The organism is Dechloromonas aromatica RCB (genome assembly GCF_000012425.1).
Genome location: NC_007298.1, coordinates 1,662,731 through 1,687,561, shown reverse-complemented (window position 1 = coordinate 1,687,561; position 24,831 = coordinate 1,662,731). Strand labels below are relative to the sequence as shown.

Sequence of the window (24,831 nt, the reverse complement as noted above, 5' to 3'; positions counted from 1 at the left end):
CCATGAACACCATCATCGCCGAACGCCCGGACATCCTGATTGTGGACGACACAGCAGCATCGCTGGATCTCCTTAGCGACCTTCTCGCCCAAGCCGGTTATGCCGTCCGTCCAACCCAGGATCCGCGCATGGCCTTGCGCTCCGCCCTGGCGAAGACTCCGGAATTGATCCTGCTGGACGTCCGGATGCCGGGCATGGACGGTTATGAGCTATGCCAGCGTTTGAAAGACAACCCGAAGACCCGTGAAATCCCTGTCATCTTCCTGTCGGCATTGCGTGAAACGGAAGACAAGGTACGCGGCTTCTCACTCGGAGCCGTCGATTACATCGCAAAACCATTCCAGCCTGAAGAAGTACTGGCCCGCGTCCGTACCCATATCGAATTGAGACGCCTGCAGTGTCGCCTTGAGGAGCGAGTGGCCGAGCGGACCGAACAACTGCGCCAATCCAGTGACGAACTTCGCGCCTCCCGGGAACGCCTCCAGGAGTTGGCCGCTTTCCTGCAAAGCGTACGCGAGGAAGAACGAACGGCGATCGCCCGCGAACTGCACGATGAGTTGGGGCAAGCCCTCACCGCCCTGCGCATCGACCTGGCCTGGATAAATCGACAATGCAAAACACTGGGTCCAGAGGTCCAAGCGCGCGCCGATGCGTCCTGTGCCATTGTCGAACGAACCATTGATGCAGTTCGGCGGATTTCCGAAGGTCTCCGTCCGGGGATGCTCGATGTTCTCGGACTCACCGCCGCCATTGAATATTTGGTCGAACAGTTTGCCAAACGCAATGACATTCCCTGCTATCTGACCAGCGACCGCGACGAATTTGCGATCGATGATCGGGTCTCAATTGCCGTATTCCGCCTGATCCAGGAGGCGCTGACCAACGTCGTCCGGCACGCTTCGGCCACTCGTGTCGACATCACCCTTAGCCAGGACAACAATACAATCTGCGTCGACATTCGTGATAACGGCATCGGCCTTGCGACAGGCGAACCCAAGCAGGGGTTCGGCCTGCTCGGTATGCGCGAACGTGTCACAATGCTTGGCGGCACGATCGACATTGACGGTAGCCGGGGGACTCGAATCCTCGCCCGCTTTCCGTTATTCAAGGGAGAAAAGTCATGATCAGAACATTGATCGCCGACGACCACGACATACTTCGTATCGGCCTCAAGCACATACTCTCGGACACCGGAGATATCGTCGTCACCGCCGAAGCGAGCAACGGCATCGAGGCCCTCGTCGAACTACGCAAGGGAACGTTCGACGCCCTTGTGCTGGACCTGACCATGCCGGGCCGCAATGGCATCGAACTGATCAAGCAGATCAAGGGAGAGTTTCCCAAACTCCCCATCCTGATCCTCAGCATGCACAAGGAGGATATTTACGCCGTTCGCAGCCTGAAGGCCGGTGCATCAGGCTACCTGTGCAAGGACAGTGCGGAAACCCTGCTCGCCGATGCCATTCGCAAAGTCGCGGATGGAGGGCTGTTCATCAACCAAGCTGTGGCCGAAAAACTGACGCTCCAGATACTGCATGGACGAGACACTGATGCACCACATACTGGCCTGACTGATCGAGAGCACCAAATCTTCCTGATGATATTGCAGGGTCTGGGCGTCACCGAGATCGGACGCCAACTCAATCTTAGCGTCAAGACAGTCAGCACGCACAAGGCCAGCATTCTCGCCAAAATGAATCTTCGAAACAGCGCCGAACTAGTGCGCTACGCGATCCAGCACCGACTGATTGACGAGAACGACGCTCTTCTCGGGTAGGACGATTCCTACCCCACCCCCTCCAGTTACCGAGTCCATATTTCAGCCACCGTCACCTGAGAATTTGGTGAACGGAAGCGCACAATGCGACAAATTCCCGGTGCGACACATTGCCGCACCTCGAATCCCGGCTCAATGCACTGGAGTCATGTTTCCAAGGGGAGAATCAAGATGAAGAAATTTGTAGTTAAGACGACCGCGGTTTTGCTGGCAGCGGGTTTTGCCGCCACGGCATGGTCTGCCGAATCGCTGCAGGACGTGATGAAGCGTCGCGGTCTCAGCCAGCAGGATCTGCTCGCTGCCTCCAAGACCTATGTCCCGACCGGCAAGCGTGACGAGTTCGTCGCCTTCAGTTCTGGCGGCCAGTCCGGCCAGATCATCGTGTACGGTATTCCGTCCATGCGCATCCTGAAGTACATCGGCGTCTTCACGCCGGAACCTTGGCAAGGCTACGGCTTTGACGAAGAATCCAAGGCTGTGCTGCGTCAGGGCAACATCGACGGCAAGGAAATCAACTGGGGCGATACGCACCACCCGGCCATGTCCGAAACCCAGGGCAAGTATGACGGTCAGTTCCTCTTCATCAACGACAAGGCCAATCCGCGCCTCGCCGTGATCGACCTGCGTGACTTCGAAACCAAGCAGATCGTGGTCAACCCGATCTTCAAGTCCGAACACGGTGGCGCCTTCGTCACCCAGGATACGGACTACGTCATCGAAGCTGCCCAGTACGCCTCGCCGCTCGAGAACAAGAAGTTCTTCCCGCTCGAAGAGTTCAACGAAAAGTATCGCGGTGGTGTGACCTACTGGAAGTTCGACCGCAAGGAAGGCCGCATCGATCCGAAGAAGTCGTTCTCCCTCGAACTGCCGCCGTACAGCCAGGACTTGTCTGACGCGGGTAAAGGCCCGTCCGACGGTTGGTCCTTCACCAATTCCTTCTGTTCCGAGCGTTACGTTGGCGGCATCGAAAAAGGCCGTCCGCCGTATGAAGCCGGTTGCTCTGCCAAGGACACCGACTATCTGCACGTGATCAACTGGAAGAAGGCTGCTGAACTGGTTGCCCAGGGCAAGGCCAAGAAGATCAACGGCCACGACGTGATCATGATGGAAACCGCGATCAAGGAAGGCATCCTCTTCCTGGTTCCGGAACCGAAGTCGCCGCACGGCGTCGACGTCACGCCGGACGGCAAGTTCCTGACCGTTGCCGGCAAACTCGACACCCACGTCTCCGTCTATTCCTTCGAGAAGATTCAGGCCGCCATCAAGGCCGGCAAGTTCGAATCCAAGGATCCGTACGGTATTCCGGTCATCGGCATGAAGGATGCACTGCACACCCAGGTTCAGCTCGGCCTTGGCCCATTGCATACCCAGTATGACTCCAAGCCGTGTATCGCCTACACCTCGCTTTACGTCGACTCCCAAGTCGTCAAGTGGAATCACTGTGAAGGCAAGGTCCTCGACAAGATCTCGGTGCACTACAACATCGGTCACCTGATGACCATGGAAGGCGACTCGGCTGATCCGAAGGGCCGTTACCTGGTGGCGCTGAACAAGCTCTCCATCGACCGCTTCACGCCGGTTGGTCCGCTGCATCCGCAGAACCACCAGTTGATCGACATCAGCAACGACAAGATGCAACTCCTGTACGACATGCCCGTACCGCTGGGTGAGCCGCACTACGTGGTGGCCATCGAAGCCTCGAAGCTGAAACCAGGCGTTCGCTACAAGGTCGGCACCAACAGCCGTACCGACAAGCCGAGCCCGTTCGGTGTTCGCGCCGGTGAAGAGCACACCGACAAGAAGGGTAACAAGATCGAAGTCTTTGGCACCCTGATCCGTTCGCACATCACGCCGGAAACCATCGAAGCCGAAGTCGGCGACGAAGTGACGGTCCACCTGACTAACCTGGAACGCGCTCAGGACGAAACCCACGGCTTTACCGTGTCGACGTTCAACACCCACGCTTCAGTTGAGCCGGGCAAGACGGTGACCGTCAAGTTCAAGGCGGACAAGGAAGGCGTCTATCCGTACTACTGCACGGAATTCTGCTCCGCACTGCACCTTGAAATGCAGGGTTACCTGCTGGTCAAGCCGAAGGGCTGGAAGCCGGGCAAGACGGCCGAAGCCAAGGCCAGCTACACGGAAGCCGACTATAAGGCGACGGTGAAGAAGGTGGCTGATACCCAGGTCGTTATTGATTCCGTGGTGGGTTTCATCACCAGCGTGAATTACAAGGACTTCCCGGATGTCGTGGCCATGGTCGAAGATGCAACCGACCAGTTGAACAAGATGAAGGATGCCAAGGCCAAGCACGAAGCCGCAGCCGCCAAGAAGGATTGGGACCAGGCCAACCTGTGGGCTGAGCAAGTCTGGCAATACCAGGTCAAGGCAGCTGACATCGGCCTGCGTGCCAAGACCTACCTCGAACAGAACGGCGCCAAGAAGGTCAAGTAACAAAAATGGAAGCTTGACTTAACTCAAGGTAATAAACGAGGAACAGATTCAATCTGTTCCCCGTTTCAATATAGGAGGGAAAAACCATGAAACTAATAGTAACTTTTGTCGCCGCAGCCTTCATTGCTGCCCCCGCTTTTGCCGCGCTCGATGGCGCTACGCTCTTCCAGGAAAAGACCTGCTGGTCTTGCCACGGCAAGGATGCCAAGAAAACCTTGTCACCAGCTTTCCCGAAACTTGCCGGCCAAAATGCAGCTTATACTGAACAACAGATGAAGGACATCAAGAGCGGCGCCCGTAATAACGGCCAAACCGCCGCCATGAAAGGCGTGATGGACCTCGTCAACGACCAGGAAATCAAGGCGCTGGCCGACTATCTCTCCAAACTGAAATAACCCGGAATTGCCCGTATTTACGGGCTTATGACCCACATCAAGGAACGCTGATATAGGTCGTTTGAGAATACGTTCAGCGTTCCGAACAACTTGCCACATAAGGAAACCAAACATGAAAGCATCACTTCTGCTGATCGGTCTGCTCAGCGCAGGCGTCGCCTTCGCCGGCCCACCGGCACCACACAAGGAAGGCATCGAGAGCAAGGACTACAAGTGGAACGCCGAAGGTGGCGAAAAGATGGAAGCCCTGCACAAGAAGGGTAACGTCAAGAATGGCGAGGAAGTCTATGAGATTTGCGGCGCCTGCCACCTGCCCTCCGGCGCAGGCCGAGCTGATGGCACCTTCCCGCAACTGGCTGGTCAACATTCTACGGTGCTGATCAAGCAGATGGCCGACATCCGCTCCGGCGAGCGCGACAATCCGACCATGTATCCGTTTGCCTCCACCCTGACCGATCCACAGGAACTGGCTGATGCAGCCGCTTACATCAACAGCCTGTGCATTCCACTCGAGCATGGCAAGTATGAAGGTGCTGATGCAGCCATGCAGATCGCCAAGGGCAAGGAATTGTATGAAAAGGAATGCCTGGAATGCCACGGCAAGACCGGCGAAGGTAACAAGGAAAAGTTCTACCCGGTAATCGCCGGCCAGCACTACAAGTACCTGTTGCGTCAGATGACTGAAATCCGTGATGGCAAGCGCCGCAACGCCAATCCGGACATGGTCAAGATCATCAAGAAGTACGATAACCAGCAGTTGATCGCCATCTCCGCCTACCAGTCGAGCATGGTGATGCCGGGTGCGATGTGCAAGCCGAAGGCCGGAAAAAAGAAGTAATCTGAAGTAGGCTGAAAAGGTTGCCTGCAATCGCAGGCAACCACATCCCCGACGCCAAGCCGGGGCAATTGATGACAGAGAACAGCAAAATGGAAAAACAAAATAAAATTATCGGTGGCTTGACCCTGATTTCCCTGATCTGCCTGGTCGCCGCTTATTTCGCCCCGATCTGGTGGGTTTCGCTGACCGCCCCCAATTATCCCCCCGATGCCTTCCCTGATGGTATCCGCATCCATTTCCATTTCGATGGCGTCTATAACGGCTGCAAAGCGGCCGGCAAAGGTAGCCGTATGGCTAGCGAGATCATCCAAAAGGATCTGGAGGATACCGACGAGCGCTACAACCCGATTACCGACGCAGCAAAAAATGTAGACAAAGGCGCTGAAGGGCTCGATTGCGTTCATGAGATGAACACCATCAACCACTATGTCGGCATGTTCCCGATCGCTACTGGTGCCCCCGTCGAAAAACCGCTGGCCAAATTCTTCTTCGGCTTCTTCGCCGTCATGATGCTGGCCTTCACCATGGCCAAGAAAAAACCGCGTTTATTGATTTTGACCGCTGGTTTCGCTGCTGTCGCCGCCTGGATGATTGTTGATCAATTCGTACTGGGCCATCTGGAAAGCCACGTTCAGGCGTACATGCAGGAATCCGGCACCTTCTTCAAGGATATGGAGCGAATCAGCGCCTGGGGCGACAACGTCCGCAACGTCTCGAAAATTGTCATCTTCGGCCTGATTGCGGTCATGGGAATCGTTATTGCAGGGACGGCCAAAATTCGCTCCTTCCAACTACTGCTCGCACTGGTACCGGCCCTGTTGCCTGTCTTCTTTGTAATCACCTATGCTGGTTGGTTGTGGTTCTTTGGCCACAACATGCACCCATGGGGCGCCTTTACCGTCAAGCCCTTCATGCCTACCGTATTCGGCGAAGGCAAAGTGGCCCAGTTCTCAACCTTCTCTTATCCCTACTGGGGCTATGGCCTGCTGGTGGCAATATTTGCTTGTATGATGCTAGCCCTGCTGATGCGCCGCAAACAACTGCGCGAAGGCACTGCTGAGTAATCAGTGTGAGTTCCCTGCACAATCTGGCCAGGCTCGGCCTGGCCACCGCACTCCTACTGGTTCTGAGCACTGGCAACACTGAACAGCAATCTGAACTGCCTGCCGGCATGGGCGCCCGTGCCGATGTCGATCGCCCCAAGCCGACGTTCATGCTGCACGAACGTGATAAACGTGTACATGGCTTAAAGCCATTTCAAGATCTGGTTGACCGCGCCGAACCAGGCTCGGTACTCAAGCCCCCGCCGGGCAACTATGCCGGCCCGGTCACCATCAACAAGCCGCTGACCATCGACGGTGGCGGCAAGGTGACGATCGATGCCGGTGACCGTGGCACGGTGATGATGCTCAACGCCAGCAACACGGTGGTGCGAGGCCTGCACCTGACGGGTTCCGGCGACTCGCATGACACCGATGACTCCTGTCTTGATGTTCGCGGTGACCACAACACCATCGAGAATATCGAGATGGACAACTGTTTGTTCGGCCTCGACCTCAAACAGTCAAACAACAACCTGATTCGCGGCAACTCTATCCGCTCCAAGGACCGCGAACTTGGCGTCCGCGGCGATGGCCTGCGTCTTTGGTACAGCAATGACAACACCATCGAGAAGAACCAGATCATCGACTCACGCGACATGGTGGCCTGGTACTCGAACAAGAATGTTTTCCGCGACAACCTGGGAAAACGTAGCCGTTACTCCATCCATTTCATGTTCGCCAACGACAACGTCGTCGAGCGCAACGAGTTTTATGACAACGCAGTCGGTGTTTACTTCATGTACACCGAAGGCGGTGTTGTCCGCAATAATGTCATTTCCCACGCCACCGGCGCCACCGGCATGGGTATCGGCTTCAAGGAAGCCTCCGGCACGATCATCGAAAACAACGAGATCATCTATTGCGGCGTCGGCATCGGCTCCGACCTGTCCCCCTTCCAACCCGACAGCACCATCGAAATCCGTGGCAATCGCTTCGCCTACAACGGTACCGGCATCCTGTTCAACAGCGAAACTGGCGGCAACAACATGGTCGACAATATCTTTGAAGGCAACCTGACCCAGGTCGCCTACGGAGGTCATGGCGACAACAACAATAGCCCCAAGAACGTCTGGATCGGCAACTACTGGGACGATTATCAAGGCTTCGATCGCAACGGAGACGGCTTCGGCGACAAAACCCATGAGCTGTATGCCTATGCTGATCAAATCTGGATGGAACTGCCGGTTGCTCGCTTTTTCCGCAGTTCGCCAGTCATGGAACTCCTCGATTTTCTTGAACGCCTGGCCCCCTTCTCCACACCGGACCTGATCCTGCGCGATGAAAAACCGCGCTTTATCAAACCTGAAAGAACGGCACGATCATGAGCGAGAACGAGAACAGCGGCGATGCGCCTCGGAAATCAGTATCCGATGCAACGCCAGCAGTGTCCATTGCCAAACGTCAAACCAACCGGCGCCGCGTGTTACGCACCATCCTGCTGACTGGCGGCGTGCTGGGTGCAGCGATGTCCGGTTTTCTGCCCCTCGTTTATTCAAAGAAAAAACGCCTGCGCCCGCCAGGGGCTCTTGATGAAAAAGACTTTCTTGGCAGTTGCATCAAGTGCGGGCAGTGCGTTCAGGTCTGCCCTGTCCAGGCCATCAAGCTGGCAGATCTCGTTGATGGGGTTGGTGTCGGCACACCGTACATCGATCCGCGCAATCAGGCCTGCGACTTCTCGTGCGATGCCGTGCAGTGCATTCTCGCCTGTCCGACCGGTTCGCTGACGTACCACAAACCGGCATTTCTGCCAGTTCGCCCCGGCGCTGCCTTGGCTGCGAAGCCAATCCTGCTCGCCAAAGAAAAGGATGAGGAGCCGACACTCAATCTGCATGAGCGTATTGGTGTTGCCCGCCTCACCCGTCCCGAAGCCTGCCTGGCCATTCAGGGCAAAGGCTTCAAGGGTCAAACGCGCGGCCCCGACTTCAAGGGGCAGATGCGTTACATGGACGTCGACCGGTGGAAGCCGGTCAAAATCAGCACCCACCCCTATGATGTGGCTGAGTGCGATCTTTGCGTTCGCGAATGCCCGGTCAAGGGAGCCATTTCCATCGAAACCGTATTTGCCCCCGACGGCAGCAAGCGCAAATCACCGGTGATTCACGAACCCTGTGTCGGCTGTGGCGTCTGCGAGATGGTCTGCCCGGTTGAACCCGGTTGCATTACTGTCGAAGCTGGGGAGGTCTGGAAAGTATGAGCGCTCTACTAAAACGCCGCTTTTTTGAACAGATCAAGGTAATGTTTGGCGCCGAGCCGAGCAAACCCCAGCAAATCAGCGAGAAAGCCATGCAGGTTCATGAGCTCAAGCGCATGACCAACAAGGCTGACCTGCAAGCCGTCAAAACCCACCTGCGAGCGCATGAGGAAAAATCAACCAAGTGGCGCAATCGCCGATGGATTACGCTGATATGTGCCAATCTTCTATTCACGTTGTCGTTTGGCCTCGACATTCAGATTCTCGAAGGCGCGCTGACCGCATCGCGCTTTGTCGGCTTCCACCTGATCGACCTCAACTCAGCCCTGCAGGTGATGCTGGCCCACAAGCACATTATCAACAACCTGCTGATCGGCACGGGAACCGTGCTAGCGCTGTGGGGATTGCTCGGCGGGCGCACCTTCTGCTCATGGGTCTGCCCCTATCACTTGCTGGCTGAGTGGGCCGAGAAAATCCATCTCTTCCTGGCCAAGAAAAAACTGGTCACAGACCAGACCATGGACCGCCGCCTGCGCACTGTTTTCTGGGTTATTTTCGCCCTGCTTGCTCTGGGCACCGGCTACACGGTCTATGAAGCCATCTCGCCGACCGGCATTCTCTCCCGTGCCCTGATCTACGGCCCGGGTCTTGCCCTGCTCTGGGTACTGGCCCTGCTCTTCTTTGAAGTCTTTTTCTCACGCCGTGCCTGGTGTCGCTACGCCTGCCCAATCGGCCTGACCTATGGTGTCGTCGGCATCATTTCGCCGGTGCGCATCAAGTACAAACTCGACGGCTGCTTCCACGAAGGCGATTGTCGCAAGGTATGTCTGGTTCCGCATGTGCTGGACACGGTGATCAAAGGACGCGCCGTCGAAACGGAAGTGCCCATCGGACCGGACTGCACGCGCTGCGGATTGTGTGTTGATGCCTGCCCGACCGGCTCACTCACCTTCGAGGTCAAGGGCCTTTCCAAACTGGCCTGAGCACCGCCCTGGCCTGCCGAATGGCAGGCCAGGCAAAGCTGAGCGAGATTACGGATTTTTGATCGAAGTCCAATGTCGACCATCACCATGCCCCCTATAATTTGGCCCCATGATCCAGTTCAATAACGTTGCCAAGACCTTCCGCAAAGCCCGCGTGCTCGACGGCATCAGCCTCGACATCGCCATTGGCGAGCGGGTCGCACTGATCGGCTCCAACGGCGCCGGAAAGACCACGCTGATCCGCTGCTTGCTCGGCGAGTACACTCATGACGGCAGCGTCGCCATCAACGGCCTCGATCCGCGCAGCAACCGTACAGCGGTACTCGGCACTATCGGTTTCGTGCCGCAGCTGCCCCCACCATTGAAGATGCCGGTCGGCCAGTTGATTGATTTCTCGGCCTCATTGTGTGGCACAGATCCACAACGGATTCATGGCATAGCCAAGCGCCTTGGCCTCGATGTCGAAAGCATCCTAGCTCGCCAATTCGTCCGCCTCTCCGGCGGCATGAAACAGAAGCTGTTGATCGCCATCGCCCTCGGCCGTGACGCCAAGGTGCTGGTCATGGACGAGCCCGCCGCCAATCTCGACCCGGAAGCTCGCAAGATTTTCTTCGACCTGCTGGCTGAACGTCTGGACGATGCGACCATGATCATCTCCAGCCACCGCCTCGACGAAGTGTCGGCATTGGTCAATCGCGTCATTGAAATGGACATGGGTAAAGTCGTCCTCGATGACAAGGTTGCGGATGCCGTGACGCTGACCGCCAAGCTGGCCTGCCGCATCGCGCTCAGCCGGTTTGAACCGGCCTTTGCCAAGGCTCTGGACGGCTGGAATATCGCAAGCCGCGACGAAGGCAAGCTGATATGGGAAGGTGAAATTGCCGGGCCAGACCGCCTGCGTTTTCTCGGCATCATTTCCCGTTACACCGCTTTGGTCAGCGACCTTTCGCTTTCCGAGAACTGAGCATGTGTGACAAGCATCGTCGCCAGCTTATCGGCCGCCTCGGCATTGGCGGCCTGCTACTGACGCCGCTCGCCGCCATCCTATCCGGCTGCAAAAAAGATAACTGGCCGGATGGTATGGCAGAGATAAAGTGGGATCGGGATACCTGCACCCGTTGCAGCATGGTCATTTCCGACCGCCGTTTTGCTTGCCAGGTTCGTGGCGGACCGGACAATGCAGTTTTCAAGTTCGACGACCCCGGCTGCCTCGCCTTCTGGCTGAAGGAGAAGGCCGAAAAATACCCATGGCTGGCTGATGCCGCCACCAAAATCTGGATCGCCGACTTCGACAGCAAGAGCCGTGAAGAGATGCACTGGCTTGATCCCAAGCGAGCTTATTTCATCGGCAAAACCTCCCCGATGGGCTACAACTTCGCTGCCGTATCGATGCCGATGCCTGGCAGCCTCGATTTCACCGACATGCGCCAGCACGTGCTGGCCAAGGGCAAGTAAATGAAACAACTGTGGCTCACTGCCAAACTCGATATCGTCGAATCCCTGCGTGCTCGCTGGTTCCAGATCTATACCCTGGTCTTCGGCGGCATCGTCGCCCTGCTCTTCCTGTTCGGCCTGACCGAATCGCGCGTCCTCGGCTTCATCGGCCTGTCCCGCCTGCTCGTCACCTACATCCAGCTCACCATGGCCATCCTGCCCATCTTCGTGCTGATCACGACGGTGCGCTCCGTGGCCGGCGACCGTGAGGCCGGCGTCTTTGAATACCTGCTCTCGCTGCCGGTGTCGCTGTCGGCCTGGTTCTGGGGCAAGATCGTCGGCCGCTACATCGTCGTCTTCGCGCCGGTTTTCCTGGCCATGCTCGGCGCCGTGATCTGGGCGAGCATTCAGGGCATAGAAGTGCCGTGGGACATGTTCGGCTACTACACCGCCCTGCTCGCTGTCATGGCCATGTGTTTTCTCGGCATTGGCATGCTGATCTCCTCGGTTGCCCGGACCACCGACATGGCTCAAGGCGCCGCCTTCATGGTCTGGCTATTCCTGCTCCTTTTCCTCGACCTGATTCTGCTCGGCGTGATGATCCAGGGCAAAGTATCACCGGAAATCGCCGTCACGCTGGCCTTGGCCAATCCGCTACAGGTATTCCGCACCGCCGCGCTGGCCTTGTTCGACCCGCAACTGATCGTCCTCGGCCCCTCGGCTTACGTCATCCTCGATCTGTTCGGCGCGACCGGCTACAAAATTTTCGCGCTGGCCTACCCTGCGGCGCTCGGTCTCGTCAGTGCTACCATCGGCTACTTCATCTTCCGCCGTGGTGACCTGCCTTGAGCAAACTGTCTGCGAGTTTGATTTTTTGCCTGTTTTCCGGCTTGGCTGCAGCTGACGAGTTACCCTCATCTGCCCCGCTATTCGCTGCCACGCTCAATGATGTCGACGACAAGCCAGTCGCGCTTGAGCGCTACAAGGGGAAACCACTGGTCGTCAATTTCTGGGCGCGCTGGTGCGGCCCCTGCCGCGTCGAAATTCCTGAACTGATCAAGTTTCGAGCCGCCCACAAAGGCAAGGTCGAAGTGCTCGGTATAGGCATCGAGGATAATGCCGAACCCGCCAAGGAGTTTGCCAAGGCTTACGATATGGACTACCCAGTTTTTGTTGCCAAGGACAAGGGTATCCCTCTGATGCAGGCCCTCGGCAACACCAAGGCCGGCCTACCCTACACCTTGTTTATCGACCGCAACGGTCAAGTTGTGCAAAGGAAGATGGGCATCGTCAAAAAAGCTGATTTCGACGCTGTGCAGGACATGCTGCTGAAGAAATAGGCTGCCTGATGGCCATGCTTACAGCCCCGTCGGCTTCAAACCGTATGAAGTATCGCCAATGCCGGGCAAACCATGGAAGCCAGCCGACAACATCGGTTTCGAAAACTGCCCCCTGATCACCGGGGTCAGAATCAACTTCTGATCGTTATCAGGTAACGAAGAAACGGGGAAGGCTTAGCTCTTCCCCGCTTGCACTTTCGACGACGCCCCGAGTACCAATCGCTACCCAAGCGCCGCCAGAAAGTCATCCCGCGCCTTTGCCAGCGCCTCACGCTGGCCCTCATCAAGCAGCCGATTACAGGTTTCATAAAAGACGTCGAAGGCAGCGCGTACAGCCCCCGAGTCGCGTCTGGCCAAATCAAGTCGCTTTTCCTGATGAAGCGGAGCTTCGACGGGCTTCAAGGTCGCGTAACGAGGAATGATACGCGCCCCGCCAGACTCCGAGGATGCCGTGAGTGGGCCGGTTTTTACATAAACCAAGCCCTCATATTCGAAGCGTGCCCCAATGGCGAGATGCTGTAATTTCACGTCGATTAAGTCCCGCTAGCTACCGCGCTGCTTGTCTTTAATGATGGAGAGGACCACGAAATCCACTCCGGTCTATTTTCGGCCACGTGGAACAAGGCTGCGACAACATGGCGATCATATTTGCTGCCTGACTCGCTCAACAGCCTATCCAGTGTTTCTTCCATCGGCACCCCGGCACGGTAGGCCCGAGCGCTGACCATTGCGACGAATGCATTGGCTACAGCCAGAATCCGGCTTTCCAGCAGGAGCTCCGGCTCTTTCAGCCCAGCCGGATAGCCTGTGCCATCAAGATGCTCGCTTTTCTGGGCAATTACATCGATGACCGGCCCCTCAAAATCAATAGCCTTGAGCACCTCGACGGAATGCTGAACATGCGAATGCATCAGTTGCTGTTCCTCGGTGGTCAGCGGTTCTGGCTTGGTCAGCAACTCTCTCGGCAGGAACATCTTGCCGACGTTGGCAAGCTTGGCGGCCATATCCAGCACCTCGACCGCAGCATCGTCCAGTTCAAGTTCGCGGGCGATGGCCCCGGCCACCAGCGCCGTCCGCGTCGAGTGCTCACCACAGTAGGGATCATAGGAATCGACGATGCATGTCAGAACACTGACGATCTGCTTCATCAATGCCTGCCGTTTGCTCTGTGCCTCTTGCTCGGCTGTCATGTCACGGGCAAGGCAAAGCACGAGGGCTGATCCATCAGCACTTGATATTGGCAATGCCGTGAAATATTCATGCCTGGCCATTGCACCGGCTTCCAGATCCAGCATCCGTGAAACAGGTTTTGAGGTTTTTCGGCTTTCAGCCACGACAGCCTCGATCCGGTGTGCGGTTGCCGGGCCGATAATACTGGATAGCGTCTTTCCACGGAGCGCATCAGGGGCCTCGTTAACCAGAGAACCAAACGCCTTGTTGCAGAATTTCAGTTGATCCTGCTCGACGGTAAAGACCAGATCCGGCGTGCCATCAACAACACTCTGCAATAGGGCCGACTGGGTTGCCAACTCGATAGACTTTTCGCGGAGTGCTTCGGCAATGGAACGATCCTTGACGCTGGCGCCATGCCACCACGCTGCGACCAGGCCGGCTGTAATCACCAGAACACCAAAAATCAGCGAAACAAGGAGAAAGCGTTGATGATCCCGCGATTCCTTGAGCGCCTCGGACGCGTCAATTTTCTGGACAAGAACCCATGGAGCCTGACGGAAATCCCGGCTAACCATCAGCACCTCCCGGCCGGAATAATCCTGCTTCAGCGAAAATCCCCCCGGCTTGCCCAATGCCTCTGCCTCAACCAAATTTGCCGTAGACAACGAGATTCGCTTGCGCAGGGGCGCAGTCCCATCGGCCAATGGCGATACGAATGCAATGGCGTCACCCTCGCGCCGGACCAGCAAGGTTTCATCAGCACTAGTCAGCGTTCCCTTTCTCAGCAACAAAGGAAATAGTTCGTCACGAGCCCGCTTGACACCTGCCACAGCAGCAATGGGTTGTGGTCCTGAGGCACCGGTTTGGGCAGCGAATACGGGGATGGCAAACCCCACCACAACTTCGCCTCGCCCATTCTCATATAAATCCTGCAAGGTCGGTTTCCCGCTTTCCATAGCGCGCAGTACCGTCGCCTTCAGGGTTTCGTCGCTTTGAAAGCCCGAGGTTTCGACAACTACCTTGCCGGCTTTGTCGATGATGACAAGGCCGGAATCGGAGGCTGACGCAATATTGGCCTGAACCTTTGCTTGCCTGGAGGGCGATGAAAATCCGCTTCGCTCGGCGGTCGTTTCAAGAAGATTACGCAAATAGCCGGTCTGCGCTGCCTGAGTTTCCTGTGAATCGCCGGTTTCCCCTGCAGCCGTCTGCGACAGATAGAAACGGAGCGAAGCGTTCTCGGTCAACTCCCTGACCACCGAATATTGAGCATCAATCCACTGGTTGACACTCTGTGCACGGCTCTCTGCGACCACGCCAAGCAAGGTCTCCCAAGCGCGAAGGTCACGCTCTTTTTCACTTGCCGCGTAGTGAACGACCGACCAGATTCCCCCGGCCAGCAGGATGATCAAGCCAAGGATTGCCGGCCCCCGATTAGTACGCAAATTGGTGATTTTCATAATATTTCAGCCCCAGGAACAACATATTTACTCTCGCCCGGCGAAACACAAAAACTTGCCGAGGCAGGTGCACAAGACGAACGCCGACAATTTGTGACACAACTACAAATATATGACATGAAAAAATTGGCAATCATGGTAAATGCATCCACCAATTGCGCTCATTTAGAGAAAATACAGGCACATAATGCGCTACCTTTCGGTGCGAAATAATCTCCGGAATCTGATTATCCAGAATCAGAATATCGTCACGGGTATAAACCGCCAAGATGGCATGGGGAATGCGCAAGTTGGCATCCTGCACAACAACGATCCGCATTGATTCTGCCGGTATCCCAAGTTGTCGCAGTGAGAAATACTTGATAATGGCAAAGTCTTCACAATCCCCGCCGAAAGTCAGGAACTCTCGAGGAATGGCCCAGTAATCGGAACGCCCGTAATTATCCTGATCCTGAACGTAGCGGAAGCGATTCGCAAACTCGTTGACTGCGACCAATTGATCCCGGGCAGAACGTCCGCGCAGAGAGGCGATCAATTGCAGCCAATCAGAGACCTTGCACAAGTTAGCCGGACAATTTTCCGGCGTCGGACGATCTTCAGCATGACGTCGCATTACGGAAACCCACTGCGGGAAAATCGCAAAGCCTTCCTTGCGCTCCTCGCGTGTACCAAACAGTTTCCCTTCTGTTGCCTGATTCTGCGCAAACACGGCTGCCGAGGGGAAGCCAACCCCAAGCAAAATCATCAGGACTCCAAACCATGAGTTCTTGCGGAAACGCACAAAACCGCCTCAGTAATGACCGACCAGGCACAGAATTACGACGAATCTAACCAAAAGATCAAATATTTCAAGCGTGTCGAAAAATCTTACAGTTGCAGAAACACGACAGATCAATAATTCAAATCTTCAGCACCAATCCGGCTCAAGACATAGCTAAGCGCAGCCGCTACAATCGGGCCGACTAACATTTGGTTACATATCCGCAATATTCGACAGAGGTACGATACATGAATGCTCACAAAGCAGAAACCACTGGCTCCCTGAAACTGACCTGCCTGTCAGTGATGCTGGCTCTTGCCGGCCTTTCTTCTGCAACCGCCCAGGAAGCAGTGGATACCGAGAAGCTGTTCAAGGAAGGCATTTTCCTGCGCGAGCAAGGGCAAGTATTCAGCTCCATCGAAGCCCTCGAAACAGTTCTGAGCAACAACCCTGCACTCAATCGTGCCCGTCTTGAACTGGCCGTCGCCTACTATCGTGCGCTGAACTACGACCAAGCCAACCAGCAGGCGCAAAAGGTTCTTGACGACCCGAAGACCCCGGAAAACGTTCGTCTCGCCGTGCTGGCCTTCCTTGCCCAGATCAAGCGTGACCAAGTTGCACTGGTCGCCAAGCCGCATACGTTTGAAGGCTCCATCTCTCTTGGGGCTCAATACGACTCCAACGTCAACGTGGGTCCCGGCGGCGCCATTCTTCCCGGTGGTCTGATTCTCGACCCGGGTTCTGTTCCCAAGCACGATTGGGCTTCCGTTATTCAGGCTGGCGTTACTCATACCTACAACTCTCCGAGCGTTGTGCGACTCGGTGAAACAGCAACCCGCTTCCTCTGGCAGACCAGCGCTGGTCTTTATCAGAAGAACTACTTCAGCGTGACTGATTTCAATCTGACCGCACTCAGCCTATCGACCGGTCCTGTCCTTATTGCCCCGGACAAGTGGCGCGCCAAACTCAACCTGCAGGTTGATGGCCTGTGGCTGGGCGGCAACTTCCTTGGCGTCTACACCTCGCTTTCTCCGACGGTTACCTTGCAATTCAAGAATGGCGAGTTGACCTGGGACGCTTTGGTGCTGAACAAGGCTTTTGATCGCACTATCGATGTCGGCCGCGACAGCAACTACTACTCTACCGGCGTTTCCTATGGCCACCTGTTCCTGCAAGGCAAGCTGGCGCTTCAAGGCGGCCTGCACGTCTTCATGGAAGATGCCTCGGCCAGCCGTTACAGCAATGATGGTTGGGAAGCCTTCGTTGGCGCCAATGTAGTTGCTTGGCAAAACGGTAATGTTTATGGTCGCTACAGCTACAAAGACACCAAGTTTGATGGTGTTGAGCCGGTATTTGCCCTCGCCCGCGACGAATACGAAAAACGCTACGAAGTCGGTTTCGGCCACAACTTCAAGGAAGGCTTCGCGAAGGATTGGCGTCTGTCTGGCAGCTGGCAGAAAACGGAGAACAACTCCAATGTCAGCATCTACACTTACAGCCGTCAAATCGCTGGCGTTTCGATCGGTCGCTCGTTCTGATCTAGAAATACCAACTCCCAAAAAAGGCGCCAATCGGCGCCTTTTTTACGCTCTGAATTTATTTGAATCGACCATCACAAAGAAACGTCAGGATTTCTTACACAAAAATCCATTCAAAATCACAACAGCATGATTAATAGAGGTATTTTCTTCTGGCCCAAAATATGCGTTGACAAAACTGTAAAAATACCGACTTGCATTAATGCGATCGGGTACTACAGTGAAATCAAGTAATTCTTATCAGTCAAGCAGTGAGGGACATCATGAAAACCAAGCGTACAATTATTGCAGCTTGTATCGCCACCCTCTTTATAAGCGGTACTGTGTTTGCAAAAGACACGTGGGAATACCACGAAAGTGGTTGGAACAATGTTAAATCCTACGGCAAGGTCGTCATCGCGCAAGACTCCGTTGGTCAATGGGGTCCTTGGGAAGATTTCGTAGAACCGGCAGCTGGCGCTCCAGCGCCCGTAGCAATGCCGGGAATGTCCGGCGGCGATCAATATCGCAACAATCCGGACATCATCATAATTCCAACACCCACTCCAACGCCTGAAGACAAGGGCTGTGCGGCAGGAGCATGGTGTGGCTATGCAATTTTCAAGAACTCCACCAATGTCACTTATGATGGCGGTTGGTATTCTTCATTCAGTAGTGAAGGTGGCGGGCACGGTTCAGCGAAATATTCGCCCGGATTGTTTACACTTTGGCTGAATGCCAATGAGTTCCCGATCCCCGAAGGTGGAACTCCTGGTACTGCATCGTGGAACCTTGACCCACTTAGTTCTGCAATACCCAACTTTGACAATTCCGGCTCGTCAATCCCTGTTTATTTTGGCGACGGCACCTATAGCCCGGCTCAATGGAAGAAGATTTTTGGTCATTGGGTACTAATACTTCCAGAAGGCGCCTTATTCGATAACCGAGATGACAGCCTGCATCATTTCGTCACAGGAAATCCGGAAGTTGAATCCTTGCTGGTTCCGATGAACAGCGACACCGCTTATGTAACCGGTTTTTCGCACAATCCCAAAGGTACGGAAGCTAGTTCAAGCGTAGGTAAAGGTTGGTTCGAACGGGCAGTTACCGGTCAAAGTGTTTATGCATTTGATGGCAAGAAATGGCGTGAGGTATGGATAGCAGCTGACCCGCAAGTCGCAGTTGGTGAGTTTGGGCGCACAACAGTTCAAACCGAGCAATTGGTACAAGCTTATGCTCGTGGAGACTACTGCATTGAGTGCGCGCCAACTACGACCACGACTACAACGACGAGCGGATATTACGTCGCGGGTGTTGCAACTCCTGCTGCTTACTTGGCAGGTCAGCAGGCCGGTAATGTCACAGCAACCTATTTCGGTGGCAGCTATGATGGTTCGTCTCAAGGCTCGGTACTGATCAATGTTCAATTCGGCCCAAGTACTTGGAATGGGCAATGGAACGGGGCCTTGGACTTCAAAGCCGCCGGCACTATCAGTGGCGCCAACATCGCTTCGAATAGCATCTCTGCAGCTAGCTCCTATGACAAAGCAACCTATTCTGGATTCGTCCAAGGTACGTTCTACGGCCAACAAGCAGGATCGATCGGTGGTGTTTCCAGTGTGACGAAGACTCCCGCGCCTCAAGTTGACACACGCACCATGGTACAAAGCCCGGTAACTCAAAATGCAATCTTCTTGGTCAACAAGGTCCCGACGGTTGCCTCTGCCCCTAAACCGTAATGAGCAAGTTGTTTTCTGTCCGCTTTTGACCACATATGAGAAAGGCGCCTTACGGCGCCTTTCTTTTGATCATTACTCAGCAGTGATCAGTTAGGCAGAAGCATTTCAAAAGCTACCCGATTCTGAATCAGAATAATTCATCACCAACGCCCACCAGTGCTGCGTCGCCAGCCATTACTGTCTCGGCGTAGGCAGCAGCCTGCGGCAAGAGTTGATCGGCGTAGAAACGCGCGCTAGCTAATTTTGCTCGGTAGAAAGCCTGGTCGCCCTCGCCTTGCTCAAGATAGCCGGCGGCAGCCAAGGCGGCTTTACCCATGAACCAGCCCCCGCAGACGGTGACTGCGAGATGCAGGTAAGGAACAGCAGCCGTCAACACACCGGACAAACCGGTCTTTGCATTGGCCGCCAGCCATTCGGTCGCCGCAGTCCATGCCTTCAGCGCAGTGCCGAGGCGTTGGCCGATGGCGATCAGTTCGGGCTTGCCGGAGGCGCCGAGGGTCTTGGCAGTTGCATAGACCTCGCCGAAGACGACCTTGGCGGTAGCTCCCTGGTCGCGCATCAGTTTGCGGAATAGCAGGTCATTGGCCTGAATGCCGGTGGTGCCTTCATAGATGGTGGTAATGCGCGAGTCACGCCAGTGCTGGGCAGCACCGGTTTCCTCGATGAAGCCCATGCCACCATGAATCTGGATACCGAGCGATGTGACTTCGATACCCATTTCTGTGCCGCCGCCCTTGACGATGGGAATCAGGAATTCGGCGAGGTAGAGGTTGCGTTTCTTTTCTTCAGGATCGTTGATGGCGTGAACACGATCCAGCAGGCTAGCCGTGTAATAAGTCGCTGCACGACTGGCCTCGACACGGGTTTTCATCAGCATCAGCATGCGACGGATGTCCGGGTGCTTGTCGAGCGTGACGAGTGCCTCTCCGGTCAAGGCATCACGCCCCTGCTTACGCTCCCGGGCATAGGCCAGTGCGTGCTGGTAAGCACGCTCGCCAAGGGCGACGCCTTGCAGGCCGACGCCCAAACGGGCTTCGTTCATCATGATGAACATGTATTCGAGGCCACGGTTAGCTTCGCCGAGCAGATAGCCGACAGCACCGCCATTATCGCCATAGGCCATGACGCAGGTCGGGCTGGCGTGGATGCCGAGCTTGTGTTCGATCGAGACACAGTGCGCGTCGTTACGGGCGCCCAGGCTGCCATCGGCATTGACCATGAATTTTGGCACGAGGAACATCGAGATGCCCTTCACTCCAGCCGGCGCATCAGGCAAGCGAGCGAGCACGAGGTGGACGATGTTGTCCGTCATGTCGTGGTCGCCGTAGCTGATGAAAATCTTCTGGCCAAAAACCCGGTAGCTGCCGTCGGCCTGCGGCTCGGCGCGCGAGCGGATCAAGGCCAGATCGGAGCCGGCTTGCGGCTCGGTCAGGTTCATCGTGCCGGTCCATTCGCCGGTCACCATCTTTTCGAGGTAGATCGACTTCAATTCGTCGCTGGCGCAGGTCAGCAGGGCCTCGGTGGCTCCAGTCGTCAGCAAGGGGCCGATCGAGAAAGCCAGATTGGCCGAGCAGACCATTTCCTTGACAGCGATGGCCAGCGTATCGGGCAGGCCCTGGCCGCCGAACTCGGCCGGTGATGCGATACCGTTCCAGCCGGCGTCGCAGAAGGCCTTGTAGGCGGCCTTCCAGCCATCCGGCGTGGTGACGCCAGCTGCGGTCAACTTGCAGCCTTGCTTGTCGCCGGTGGCGTTCAACGGGGCGAGTACTTCGCCGGCAAACTTGGCGGCTTCATCGAGAACTGCACTGGCCAGATCGGGCGTCGCCTCTTCAAAACCGGGCAGTTGGTTGATGTCCTTGAGGCCTGCAATTTCGTCCATGACGAAACGCATGTCCTTGATCGGCGCACGGTAGTCGCTCATTTTGTCTGTCTCCTGTTGATATTGTCAGAATGGATTGCTGCACAGCGCGCTCTTGGCGCTGCGATATTCCTGCTGCAGGCGGGCGACCAGTTCGGCGGTCGGCATTACGTCATCAATCGTGCCAACGCCCTGGCCGGCGCCCCAGATGTCCTTCCAAGCCTTGGCCGCTGTCGCGCCACCGAAGTTCATCACGGTTTTATCGCGCTCGGGCAAATTGGCCGGATCAAGACCGGCAGCAACGATGCTCTTGCTCAGGTAATTGCCATGCACACCAGTAAAATACGGGGTGTAGACCACATCCTTGGCGGCCGAATCGACGATGGCCTGCTTATAGGCGTCGACCGCATGGGCTTCGTGCGTGGCAATGAAACGTGTGCCGATATAGGCAAAATCGGCCCCCATGGCCTGCGCTGAAAGGATGGCCTGGCCATTGGTAATCGAGCCTGAGAGCGCGATCGGGCCGTCGTAGAACTTGCGAATTTCACCGACCAGCGCGAAGGGGCTGAGCGTGCCGGCGTGGCCGCCTGCCCCGGCACAGACCAGGATCAGACCATCGACACCGGCTTCGAGCGCCTTTTCAGCGTGGCGGACACTGATCACATCATGGAAGACCTTGCCACCATAGGCATGCACATGCGGCACGATAGCCGTCGGTGCCGACAGGCTGGTGATGATCAGCGGCACCTCATGTTGCACACACAAGGCCATGTCGTGTTCCAGCCGCTCGTTGGAGGGATGGATGATCTGATTGACGGCGAATGGCGCGGCCTTTGGATCGGTGGCCAGTTCAGTCTTGATCCGGGTCAGCCATTCGTCGAGCAGTTCCTTGGGCCGGGCGTTGAGCGCCGGGAAGGACCCGATGACGCCACTCTTGCACTGGGCAATGACCAGATCTGGATTGGAAATGATGAACATCGGTGCACAGAGCACCGGCAACGACAGGTTCTTGTTCAGTGATGCTGGAATCGGCATTACGCCCCCTCTTTCAAAGCACGACGCAGAATCTTGCCGACGTTGGTACGGGGCAAGTCGTCGCGGAATTCGACGTGTTTCGGAATCTTGTAGCCGGTGAGCAGGCCACGGCAGTGATCGATCAGCATGCGCTCGGTGACTTTCGGGTCCTTGCGGACGACGAAAATCTTCACCGCTTCGCCCGAATGCTCGTCGGCCACCCCGATGGCGGCGACATCCATTACCCCCGGGTGCATGGCAACAGCTTCCTCGACCTCGTTTGGATACACATTGAAGCCAGAAACCAGAATCATGTCCTTCTTGCGGTCGACCAAGAAAACGAAGCCTTTTTTATCGACATAACCCATGTCTCCTGTACGCAGAAAGCGGTCAGGGTAGAAGACCAGCGCCGTTTCATCGTCGCGCTGCCAGTAGCCCTTCATGACCTGCGGGCCACGGATACAGATTTCGCCAACCTGGCCGAGTGGCACTTCGTTGCCGTAATCGTCGCGGATCGACACCTCGGTCGAGGAAATTGGCAGACCGATTGCCCCGTTGAACTCCTCCATATCGAGCGGGTTGATGGTCGCTGCCGGAGAAGTTTCGGTCAGGCCGTAGGCTTGCAGCAAAGGCGTCCCGGTGATTTGCCGCCACTTGTCGGCAACCGGGCCCTGCACCGCCATGCCGCCGCCAAGCGTGACGCGCATGGTCGAGAAATCGAGCTTGTCGAAATCGGGGTTGTTGAGCAGCGCGTTGAACAGCGTGTTGACGCCAGTCACCACCGTCACCGGATACTTTCCCCACTCCTTCACGAAGCCGGGGATGTCGCGCGGATTGGCGATCAGCAGGTTGCGCGCACCAATCATCAGGAAGGTCAGGCAGTTCGCGGTCAGCGCAAAGATGTGATACAGCGGCAAGGCGGTGATGATGAATTCCTCGCCTTCGCGCACCACCGGCTTGATCCAGTTGTAGGCCTGGGTCACGTTAGAGGCGATATTGGCGTGGGTCAGCATCGCTCCCTTGGAAACCCCGGTTGTACCGCCGGTGTATTGCAGGAAGGCCAGATCCCCCTGTTCCAGCGCCACTTTCTTGAAACCGTTGGCCCGCCCCTGTGCCAGTGCCGTTTTGAAACTGATACCCCCCGGCAAGTGCCAAGCCGGCACCATTTTCTTGACCCGGCGCACGACAAAATTGACGATCATGCCCTTCAAGCTGCCCAAGCGCTCACCCATCGAGGTGACCACGACATGGCGGATTGCCGTGTGAGAGATGACCTGCTCCAGCGTATGCGCAAAGTTTTCAACGATGACGATGGCCGTCGCCCCGGAGTCCTTCAACTGGTGCTCCAACTCACGCGGCGTGTAGAGCGGGTTGCAATTAACCACGACGCAACCTGCCCGCAGGGTACCGAACAAGGCCACCGGGTATTGCAGGATATTGGGCATCATCAGCGCGACCCGGTCACCCTTCTGCATGCCCTTCGCTTGCAGCCAGCCTGCGAATTCGGTGGCTTCGACATCGAGCTGGCGATAGGTAATTTCCCGCCCCATGCTGATATAGGCAACCTTGTCGGCAAAGGTCGTACAGGCTTTTTCAAACAGCGCGACCAGTGACGGGATATGGTCGATGTCGATCTCCGCCGGCACGCCATTCGGATAGCTTTGTAGCCAGATTTTTTCCATTTTTATCTCCTCCTCCGTTCGCCGCCTAAGCGCCGAGCAGTGCCTTCTTCAGCGAGGCATCCGCCGGCTTGTCGCCCAGCCAGACCTTGAGCAGCGCCTTGGCGAAGCCCGGCCCAGCCACCTTGCCACGTGCCTCCCCGTTCAGGCTGAGTGCCACGCCGTCCGCGGAGAAGTCTATGGCGATGGTATCGCCTTCCTTGGCCTTGCCGATAGCCTTCAGGATGGCCGCGAACTGCTCGGCCTGCGCTTTCATGTCGGCCAGTTCGGCTGGCGTGTGGTTGTTCTTCAGCCCTTCGTCGAGCGCCGAATGCAGCGACTCGGCATCAAGGTCGCGCAGCAGGCGCATCGCCATGCGCCGCGGTAGCGGGCTATCGTAGATCGCCGTCGGCGTCGGCGACTTCTGGCCGACATAGAGCGCGCCGACGTAGACCTTGATGAACAGCTTGCTGCGCAGCCCGGCACCATTGAGCACCAGTTCGCTGCTGCCGACACGGATCTTGTCGTCGACCTTGACGCCGGCCACCTCAGCGGCATGCAGGCCCGGGATAGCCAGCAACGCGGCAATCAGCGCGGCCCGGCGAACGCTTGTCGATGTAATCATGGTTTGTCTCCTCCACCGCTCTTTTGTCGGTAGTGTTGTTTGTCGGCAATGTAAACCGTGCGTTCCACCACGGTATGCACGGTGCCGTGTGCATCCTTCAATTCGACCAGATAAGTCCGCTCCAGCTCTGGGCTTTTGGCCAGTTCGAGCCGAATCTCCGCCACTTCCTCGTCGCTCAGCACAAAATCGGCATACAGCGTCGAAAAACCTGGCTTGCGGTAGCGAATGCTGGCCGCCTTGTCCCAGACGATATAGCCATCACCCAGCGCCGCCATCAGCATCATCGGATGCGCCCCATCGGTGATCGCGAACAGCGAACCACCGTAGAGCGAACCGACGATATTCTTCGTCTTCCAGTTCAATGGCAGGCGGATCCGGATATGGCGCAGATCCTTCGCCACATGCGTGACCCGGCCACCGGTGCCGCGAAAGGCGGGATGGAAGTTGAATCCCATCCGCACCATGCGCGCCCGCCAGGTCGGCGAAAGCTTGGCCAGCCAGGCGGGTTTCACGGA

23 protein-coding genes are annotated in these 24,831 nt (G+C 56.5%); 15 read left to right on the top strand and 8 right to left on the bottom strand.

Features of this window, described 5'->3' with window-relative positions; genetic code table 11:
* Nucleotides 1-2: 2 nt before the first annotated feature.
* From DARO_RS08110 to DARO_RS08050, 13 genes are all read left to right on the top strand, one after another.
* Nucleotides 3-1,124 carry an ATP-binding response regulator gene (locus tag DARO_RS08110; RefSeq protein ID WP_011287331.1) on the top strand — a complete coding sequence of 374 codons (1,122 nt, stop codon included), beginning with the start codon at nt 3-5 and terminating at the stop codon, nt 1,122-1,124.
* On the top strand, nt 1,121-1,777 hold the full coding sequence (locus tag DARO_RS08105; RefSeq protein WP_011287330.1) for a response regulator transcription factor: 657 nt from the start codon (nt 1,121-1,123) through the stop codon (nt 1,775-1,777). The genes DARO_RS08110 and DARO_RS08105 overlap by 4 nt, the downstream gene beginning before the upstream one ends.
* 171 nt (nt 1,778-1,948) lie before the next feature.
* Nucleotides 1,949-4,231 carry a Sec-dependent nitrous-oxide reductase gene (gene nosZ / locus DARO_RS08100; RefSeq protein WP_011287329.1) on the top strand — a complete coding sequence of 761 codons (2,283 nt, stop codon included), beginning with the start codon at nt 1,949-1,951 and terminating at the stop codon, nt 4,229-4,231.
* Nucleotides 4,232-4,317: 86 nt separating this feature from the next.
* Complete coding sequence (locus DARO_RS08095; RefSeq protein WP_011287328.1) at nt 4,318-4,626, top strand: c-type cytochrome; 309 nt, start codon at nt 4,318-4,320, stop codon at nt 4,624-4,626.
* Between the two features lie 112 nt (nt 4,627-4,738).
* Nucleotides 4,739-5,464 (top strand): c-type cytochrome, encoded by a 726-nt coding sequence (locus tag DARO_RS08090; RefSeq protein ID WP_011287327.1) that lies wholly within the window; start codon nt 4,739-4,741, stop codon nt 5,462-5,464.
* Nucleotides 5,465-5,553: 89 nt separating this feature from the next.
* A complete protein-coding gene (locus DARO_RS08085) occupies nt 5,554-6,528 on the top strand; it encodes a hypothetical protein (protein WP_157037161.1) in 975 nt (324 codons plus the stop codon).
* Nucleotides 6,529-6,533: 5 nt separating this feature from the next.
* Complete coding sequence (gene nosD / locus DARO_RS08080) at nt 6,534-7,892, top strand: nitrous oxide reductase family maturation protein NosD (protein ID WP_011287325.1); 1,359 nt, start codon at nt 6,534-6,536, stop codon at nt 7,890-7,892.
* Nucleotides 7,889-8,761 (top strand): 4Fe-4S dicluster domain-containing protein, encoded by an 873-nt coding sequence (locus DARO_RS08075; RefSeq protein ID WP_011287324.1) that lies wholly within the window; start codon nt 7,889-7,891, stop codon nt 8,759-8,761. The genes nosD and DARO_RS08075 overlap by 4 nt, the downstream gene beginning before the upstream one ends.
* Entirely contained in the window at nt 8,758-9,741 is a 984-nt protein-coding gene (locus tag DARO_RS08070; RefSeq protein ID WP_011287323.1) for a NapH/MauN family ferredoxin-type protein, read from the top strand. The genes DARO_RS08075 and DARO_RS08070 overlap by 4 nt, the downstream gene beginning before the upstream one ends.
* A gap of 109 nt (nt 9,742-9,850) precedes the next feature.
* Nucleotides 9,851-10,705, top strand: a complete 855-nt coding sequence (locus tag DARO_RS08065) for an ABC transporter ATP-binding protein (RefSeq protein ID WP_011287322.1) — start codon at nt 9,851-9,853, stop codon at nt 10,703-10,705.
* Between the two features lie 2 nt (nt 10,706-10,707).
* Nucleotides 10,708-11,196, top strand: a complete 489-nt coding sequence (locus tag DARO_RS08060; RefSeq protein WP_011287321.1) for a hypothetical protein — start codon at nt 10,708-10,710, stop codon at nt 11,194-11,196.
* Nucleotides 11,197-12,024 (top strand): ABC transporter permease subunit, encoded by an 828-nt coding sequence (locus tag DARO_RS08055; protein ID WP_011287320.1) that lies wholly within the window; start codon nt 11,197-11,199, stop codon nt 12,022-12,024. It begins immediately after the preceding gene.
* A gap of 41 nt (nt 12,025-12,065) precedes the next feature.
* Nucleotides 12,066-12,515 carry a TlpA disulfide reductase family protein gene (locus DARO_RS08050; RefSeq protein WP_157037284.1) on the top strand — a complete coding sequence of 150 codons (450 nt, stop codon included), beginning with the start codon at nt 12,066-12,068 and terminating at the stop codon, nt 12,513-12,515.
* A gap of 222 nt (nt 12,516-12,737) precedes the next feature.
* Here the strand turns inward: DARO_RS08050 and DARO_RS08045 are convergent, their stop codons facing one another.
* The 3 genes from DARO_RS08045 to DARO_RS08035 all read right to left on the bottom strand — a co-directional run bounded on the left by DARO_RS08045 (nt 12,738) and on the right by DARO_RS08035 (nt 15,890).
* Nucleotides 12,738-13,043 carry a hypothetical protein gene (locus DARO_RS08045; protein ID WP_011287318.1) on the bottom strand — a complete coding sequence of 102 codons (306 nt, stop codon included), beginning with the start codon at nt 13,041-13,043 and terminating at the stop codon, nt 12,738-12,740.
* Between the two features lie 5 nt (nt 13,044-13,048).
* Nucleotides 13,049-15,145 carry an HD domain-containing phosphohydrolase gene (locus tag DARO_RS08040; RefSeq protein ID WP_011287317.1) on the bottom strand — a complete coding sequence of 699 codons (2,097 nt, stop codon included), beginning with the start codon at nt 15,143-15,145 and terminating at the stop codon, nt 13,049-13,051.
* Nucleotides 15,146-15,278: 133 nt separating this feature from the next.
* A complete protein-coding gene (locus DARO_RS08035; RefSeq protein WP_011287316.1) occupies nt 15,279-15,890 on the bottom strand; it encodes a transglutaminase-like cysteine peptidase in 612 nt (203 codons plus the stop codon).
* Between the two features lie 263 nt (nt 15,891-16,153).
* On the opposite strand from DARO_RS08035, the gene DARO_RS08030 reads away from it, so the two are divergent.
* Together DARO_RS08030 and DARO_RS22770 are read left to right on the top strand one after the other, a co-directional pair.
* Nucleotides 16,154-17,443, top strand: a complete 1,290-nt coding sequence (locus tag DARO_RS08030) for a porin family protein (RefSeq protein ID WP_011287315.1) — start codon at nt 16,154-16,156, stop codon at nt 17,441-17,443.
* A 263-nt stretch (nt 17,444-17,706) separates the two neighbouring features.
* Nucleotides 17,707-19,161: a hypothetical protein gene (locus tag DARO_RS22770; protein WP_157037160.1), complete on the top strand. Its 1,455-nt coding sequence runs from the start codon at nt 17,707-17,709 to the stop codon at nt 19,159-19,161.
* A gap of 127 nt (nt 19,162-19,288) precedes the next feature.
* On the opposite strand, the gene DARO_RS08025 is transcribed toward DARO_RS22770, so the two are convergent.
* The 5 genes from DARO_RS08025 to DARO_RS08005 are packed head-to-tail and all read right to left on the bottom strand — an operon-like array spanning nt 19,289 to nt 24,828.
* Complete coding sequence (locus DARO_RS08025) at nt 19,289-21,082, bottom strand: acyl-CoA dehydrogenase C-terminal domain-containing protein (protein WP_011287313.1); 1,794 nt, start codon at nt 21,080-21,082, stop codon at nt 19,289-19,291.
* Nucleotides 21,083-21,106: 24 nt separating this feature from the next.
* Nucleotides 21,107-22,054, bottom strand: a complete 948-nt coding sequence (locus DARO_RS08020) for an NAD(P)H-dependent flavin oxidoreductase (RefSeq protein WP_011287312.1) — start codon at nt 22,052-22,054, stop codon at nt 21,107-21,109.
* On the bottom strand, nt 22,054-23,715 hold the full coding sequence (locus DARO_RS08015) for a long-chain-fatty-acid--CoA ligase (protein WP_011287311.1): 1,662 nt from the start codon (nt 23,713-23,715) through the stop codon (nt 22,054-22,056). Before DARO_RS08015 ends, DARO_RS08020 begins: the two co-directional genes overlap by 1 nt.
* Nucleotides 23,716-23,740: 25 nt before the next feature.
* On the bottom strand, nt 23,741-24,316 hold the full coding sequence (locus DARO_RS08010; protein WP_011287310.1) for a chalcone isomerase family protein: 576 nt from the start codon (nt 24,314-24,316) through the stop codon (nt 23,741-23,743).
* Nucleotides 24,313-24,828: a DUF4442 domain-containing protein gene (locus DARO_RS08005; protein WP_011287309.1), complete on the bottom strand. Its 516-nt coding sequence runs from the start codon at nt 24,826-24,828 to the stop codon at nt 24,313-24,315. The genes DARO_RS08010 and DARO_RS08005 overlap by 4 nt, the downstream gene beginning before the upstream one ends.
* Between the last annotated feature and the right edge of the window lie 3 nt (nt 24,829-24,831).

What these genes read in the sequence shown, in the direction of transcription:
- DARO_RS08110 (WP_011287331.1), top strand. Translation starts at nt 3, where the DNA reads ATGAACACCATCATCGCCGAACGCCCGGACATCCTGATTGTGGACGAC.
- DARO_RS08105 (WP_011287330.1), top strand. Translation starts at nt 1,121, where the DNA reads ATGATCAGAACATTGATCGCCGACGACCACGACATACTTCGTATCGGC.
- nosZ (WP_011287329.1), top strand. Translation starts at nt 1,949, where the DNA reads ATGAAGAAATTTGTAGTTAAGACGACCGCGGTTTTGCTGGCAGCGGGT.
- DARO_RS08095 (WP_011287328.1), top strand. Translation starts at nt 4,318, where the DNA reads ATGAAACTAATAGTAACTTTTGTCGCCGCAGCCTTCATTGCTGCCCCC.
- DARO_RS08090 (WP_011287327.1), top strand. Translation starts at nt 4,739, where the DNA reads ATGAAAGCATCACTTCTGCTGATCGGTCTGCTCAGCGCAGGCGTCGCC.
- DARO_RS08085 (WP_157037161.1), top strand. Translation starts at nt 5,554, where the DNA reads ATGGAAAAACAAAATAAAATTATCGGTGGCTTGACCCTGATTTCCCTG.
- DARO_RS08075 (WP_011287324.1), top strand. Translation starts at nt 7,889, where the DNA reads ATGAGCGAGAACGAGAACAGCGGCGATGCGCCTCGGAAATCAGTATCC.
- DARO_RS08070 (WP_011287323.1), top strand. Translation starts at nt 8,758, where the DNA reads ATGAGCGCTCTACTAAAACGCCGCTTTTTTGAACAGATCAAGGTAATG.
- DARO_RS08065 (WP_011287322.1), top strand. Translation starts at nt 9,851, where the DNA reads ATGATCCAGTTCAATAACGTTGCCAAGACCTTCCGCAAAGCCCGCGTG.
- DARO_RS08060 (WP_011287321.1), top strand. Translation starts at nt 10,708, where the DNA reads ATGTGTGACAAGCATCGTCGCCAGCTTATCGGCCGCCTCGGCATTGGC.
- DARO_RS08055 (WP_011287320.1), top strand. Translation starts at nt 11,197, where the DNA reads ATGAAACAACTGTGGCTCACTGCCAAACTCGATATCGTCGAATCCCTG.
- DARO_RS08040 (WP_011287317.1), bottom strand. Translation starts at nt 15,145, where the DNA reads ATGAAAATCACCAATTTGCGTACTAATCGGGGGCCGGCAATCCTTGGC.
- DARO_RS08035 (WP_011287316.1), bottom strand. Translation starts at nt 15,890, where the DNA reads ATGATTTTGCTTGGGGTTGGCTTCCCCTCGGCAGCCGTGTTTGCGCAG.
- DARO_RS08030 (WP_011287315.1), top strand. Translation starts at nt 16,154, where the DNA reads ATGAATGCTCACAAAGCAGAAACCACTGGCTCCCTGAAACTGACCTGC.
- DARO_RS22770 (WP_157037160.1), top strand. Translation starts at nt 17,707, where the DNA reads ATGAAAACCAAGCGTACAATTATTGCAGCTTGTATCGCCACCCTCTTT.
- DARO_RS08025 (WP_011287313.1), bottom strand. Translation starts at nt 21,082, where the DNA reads ATGAGCGACTACCGTGCGCCGATCAAGGACATGCGTTTCGTCATGGAC.
- DARO_RS08020 (WP_011287312.1), bottom strand. Translation starts at nt 22,054, where the DNA reads ATGCCGATTCCAGCATCACTGAACAAGAACCTGTCGTTGCCGGTGCTC.
- DARO_RS08015 (WP_011287311.1), bottom strand. Translation starts at nt 23,715, where the DNA reads ATGGAAAAAATCTGGCTACAAAGCTATCCGAATGGCGTGCCGGCGGAG.
- DARO_RS08010 (WP_011287310.1), bottom strand. Translation starts at nt 24,316, where the DNA reads ATGATTACATCGACAAGCGTTCGCCGGGCCGCGCTGATTGCCGCGTTG.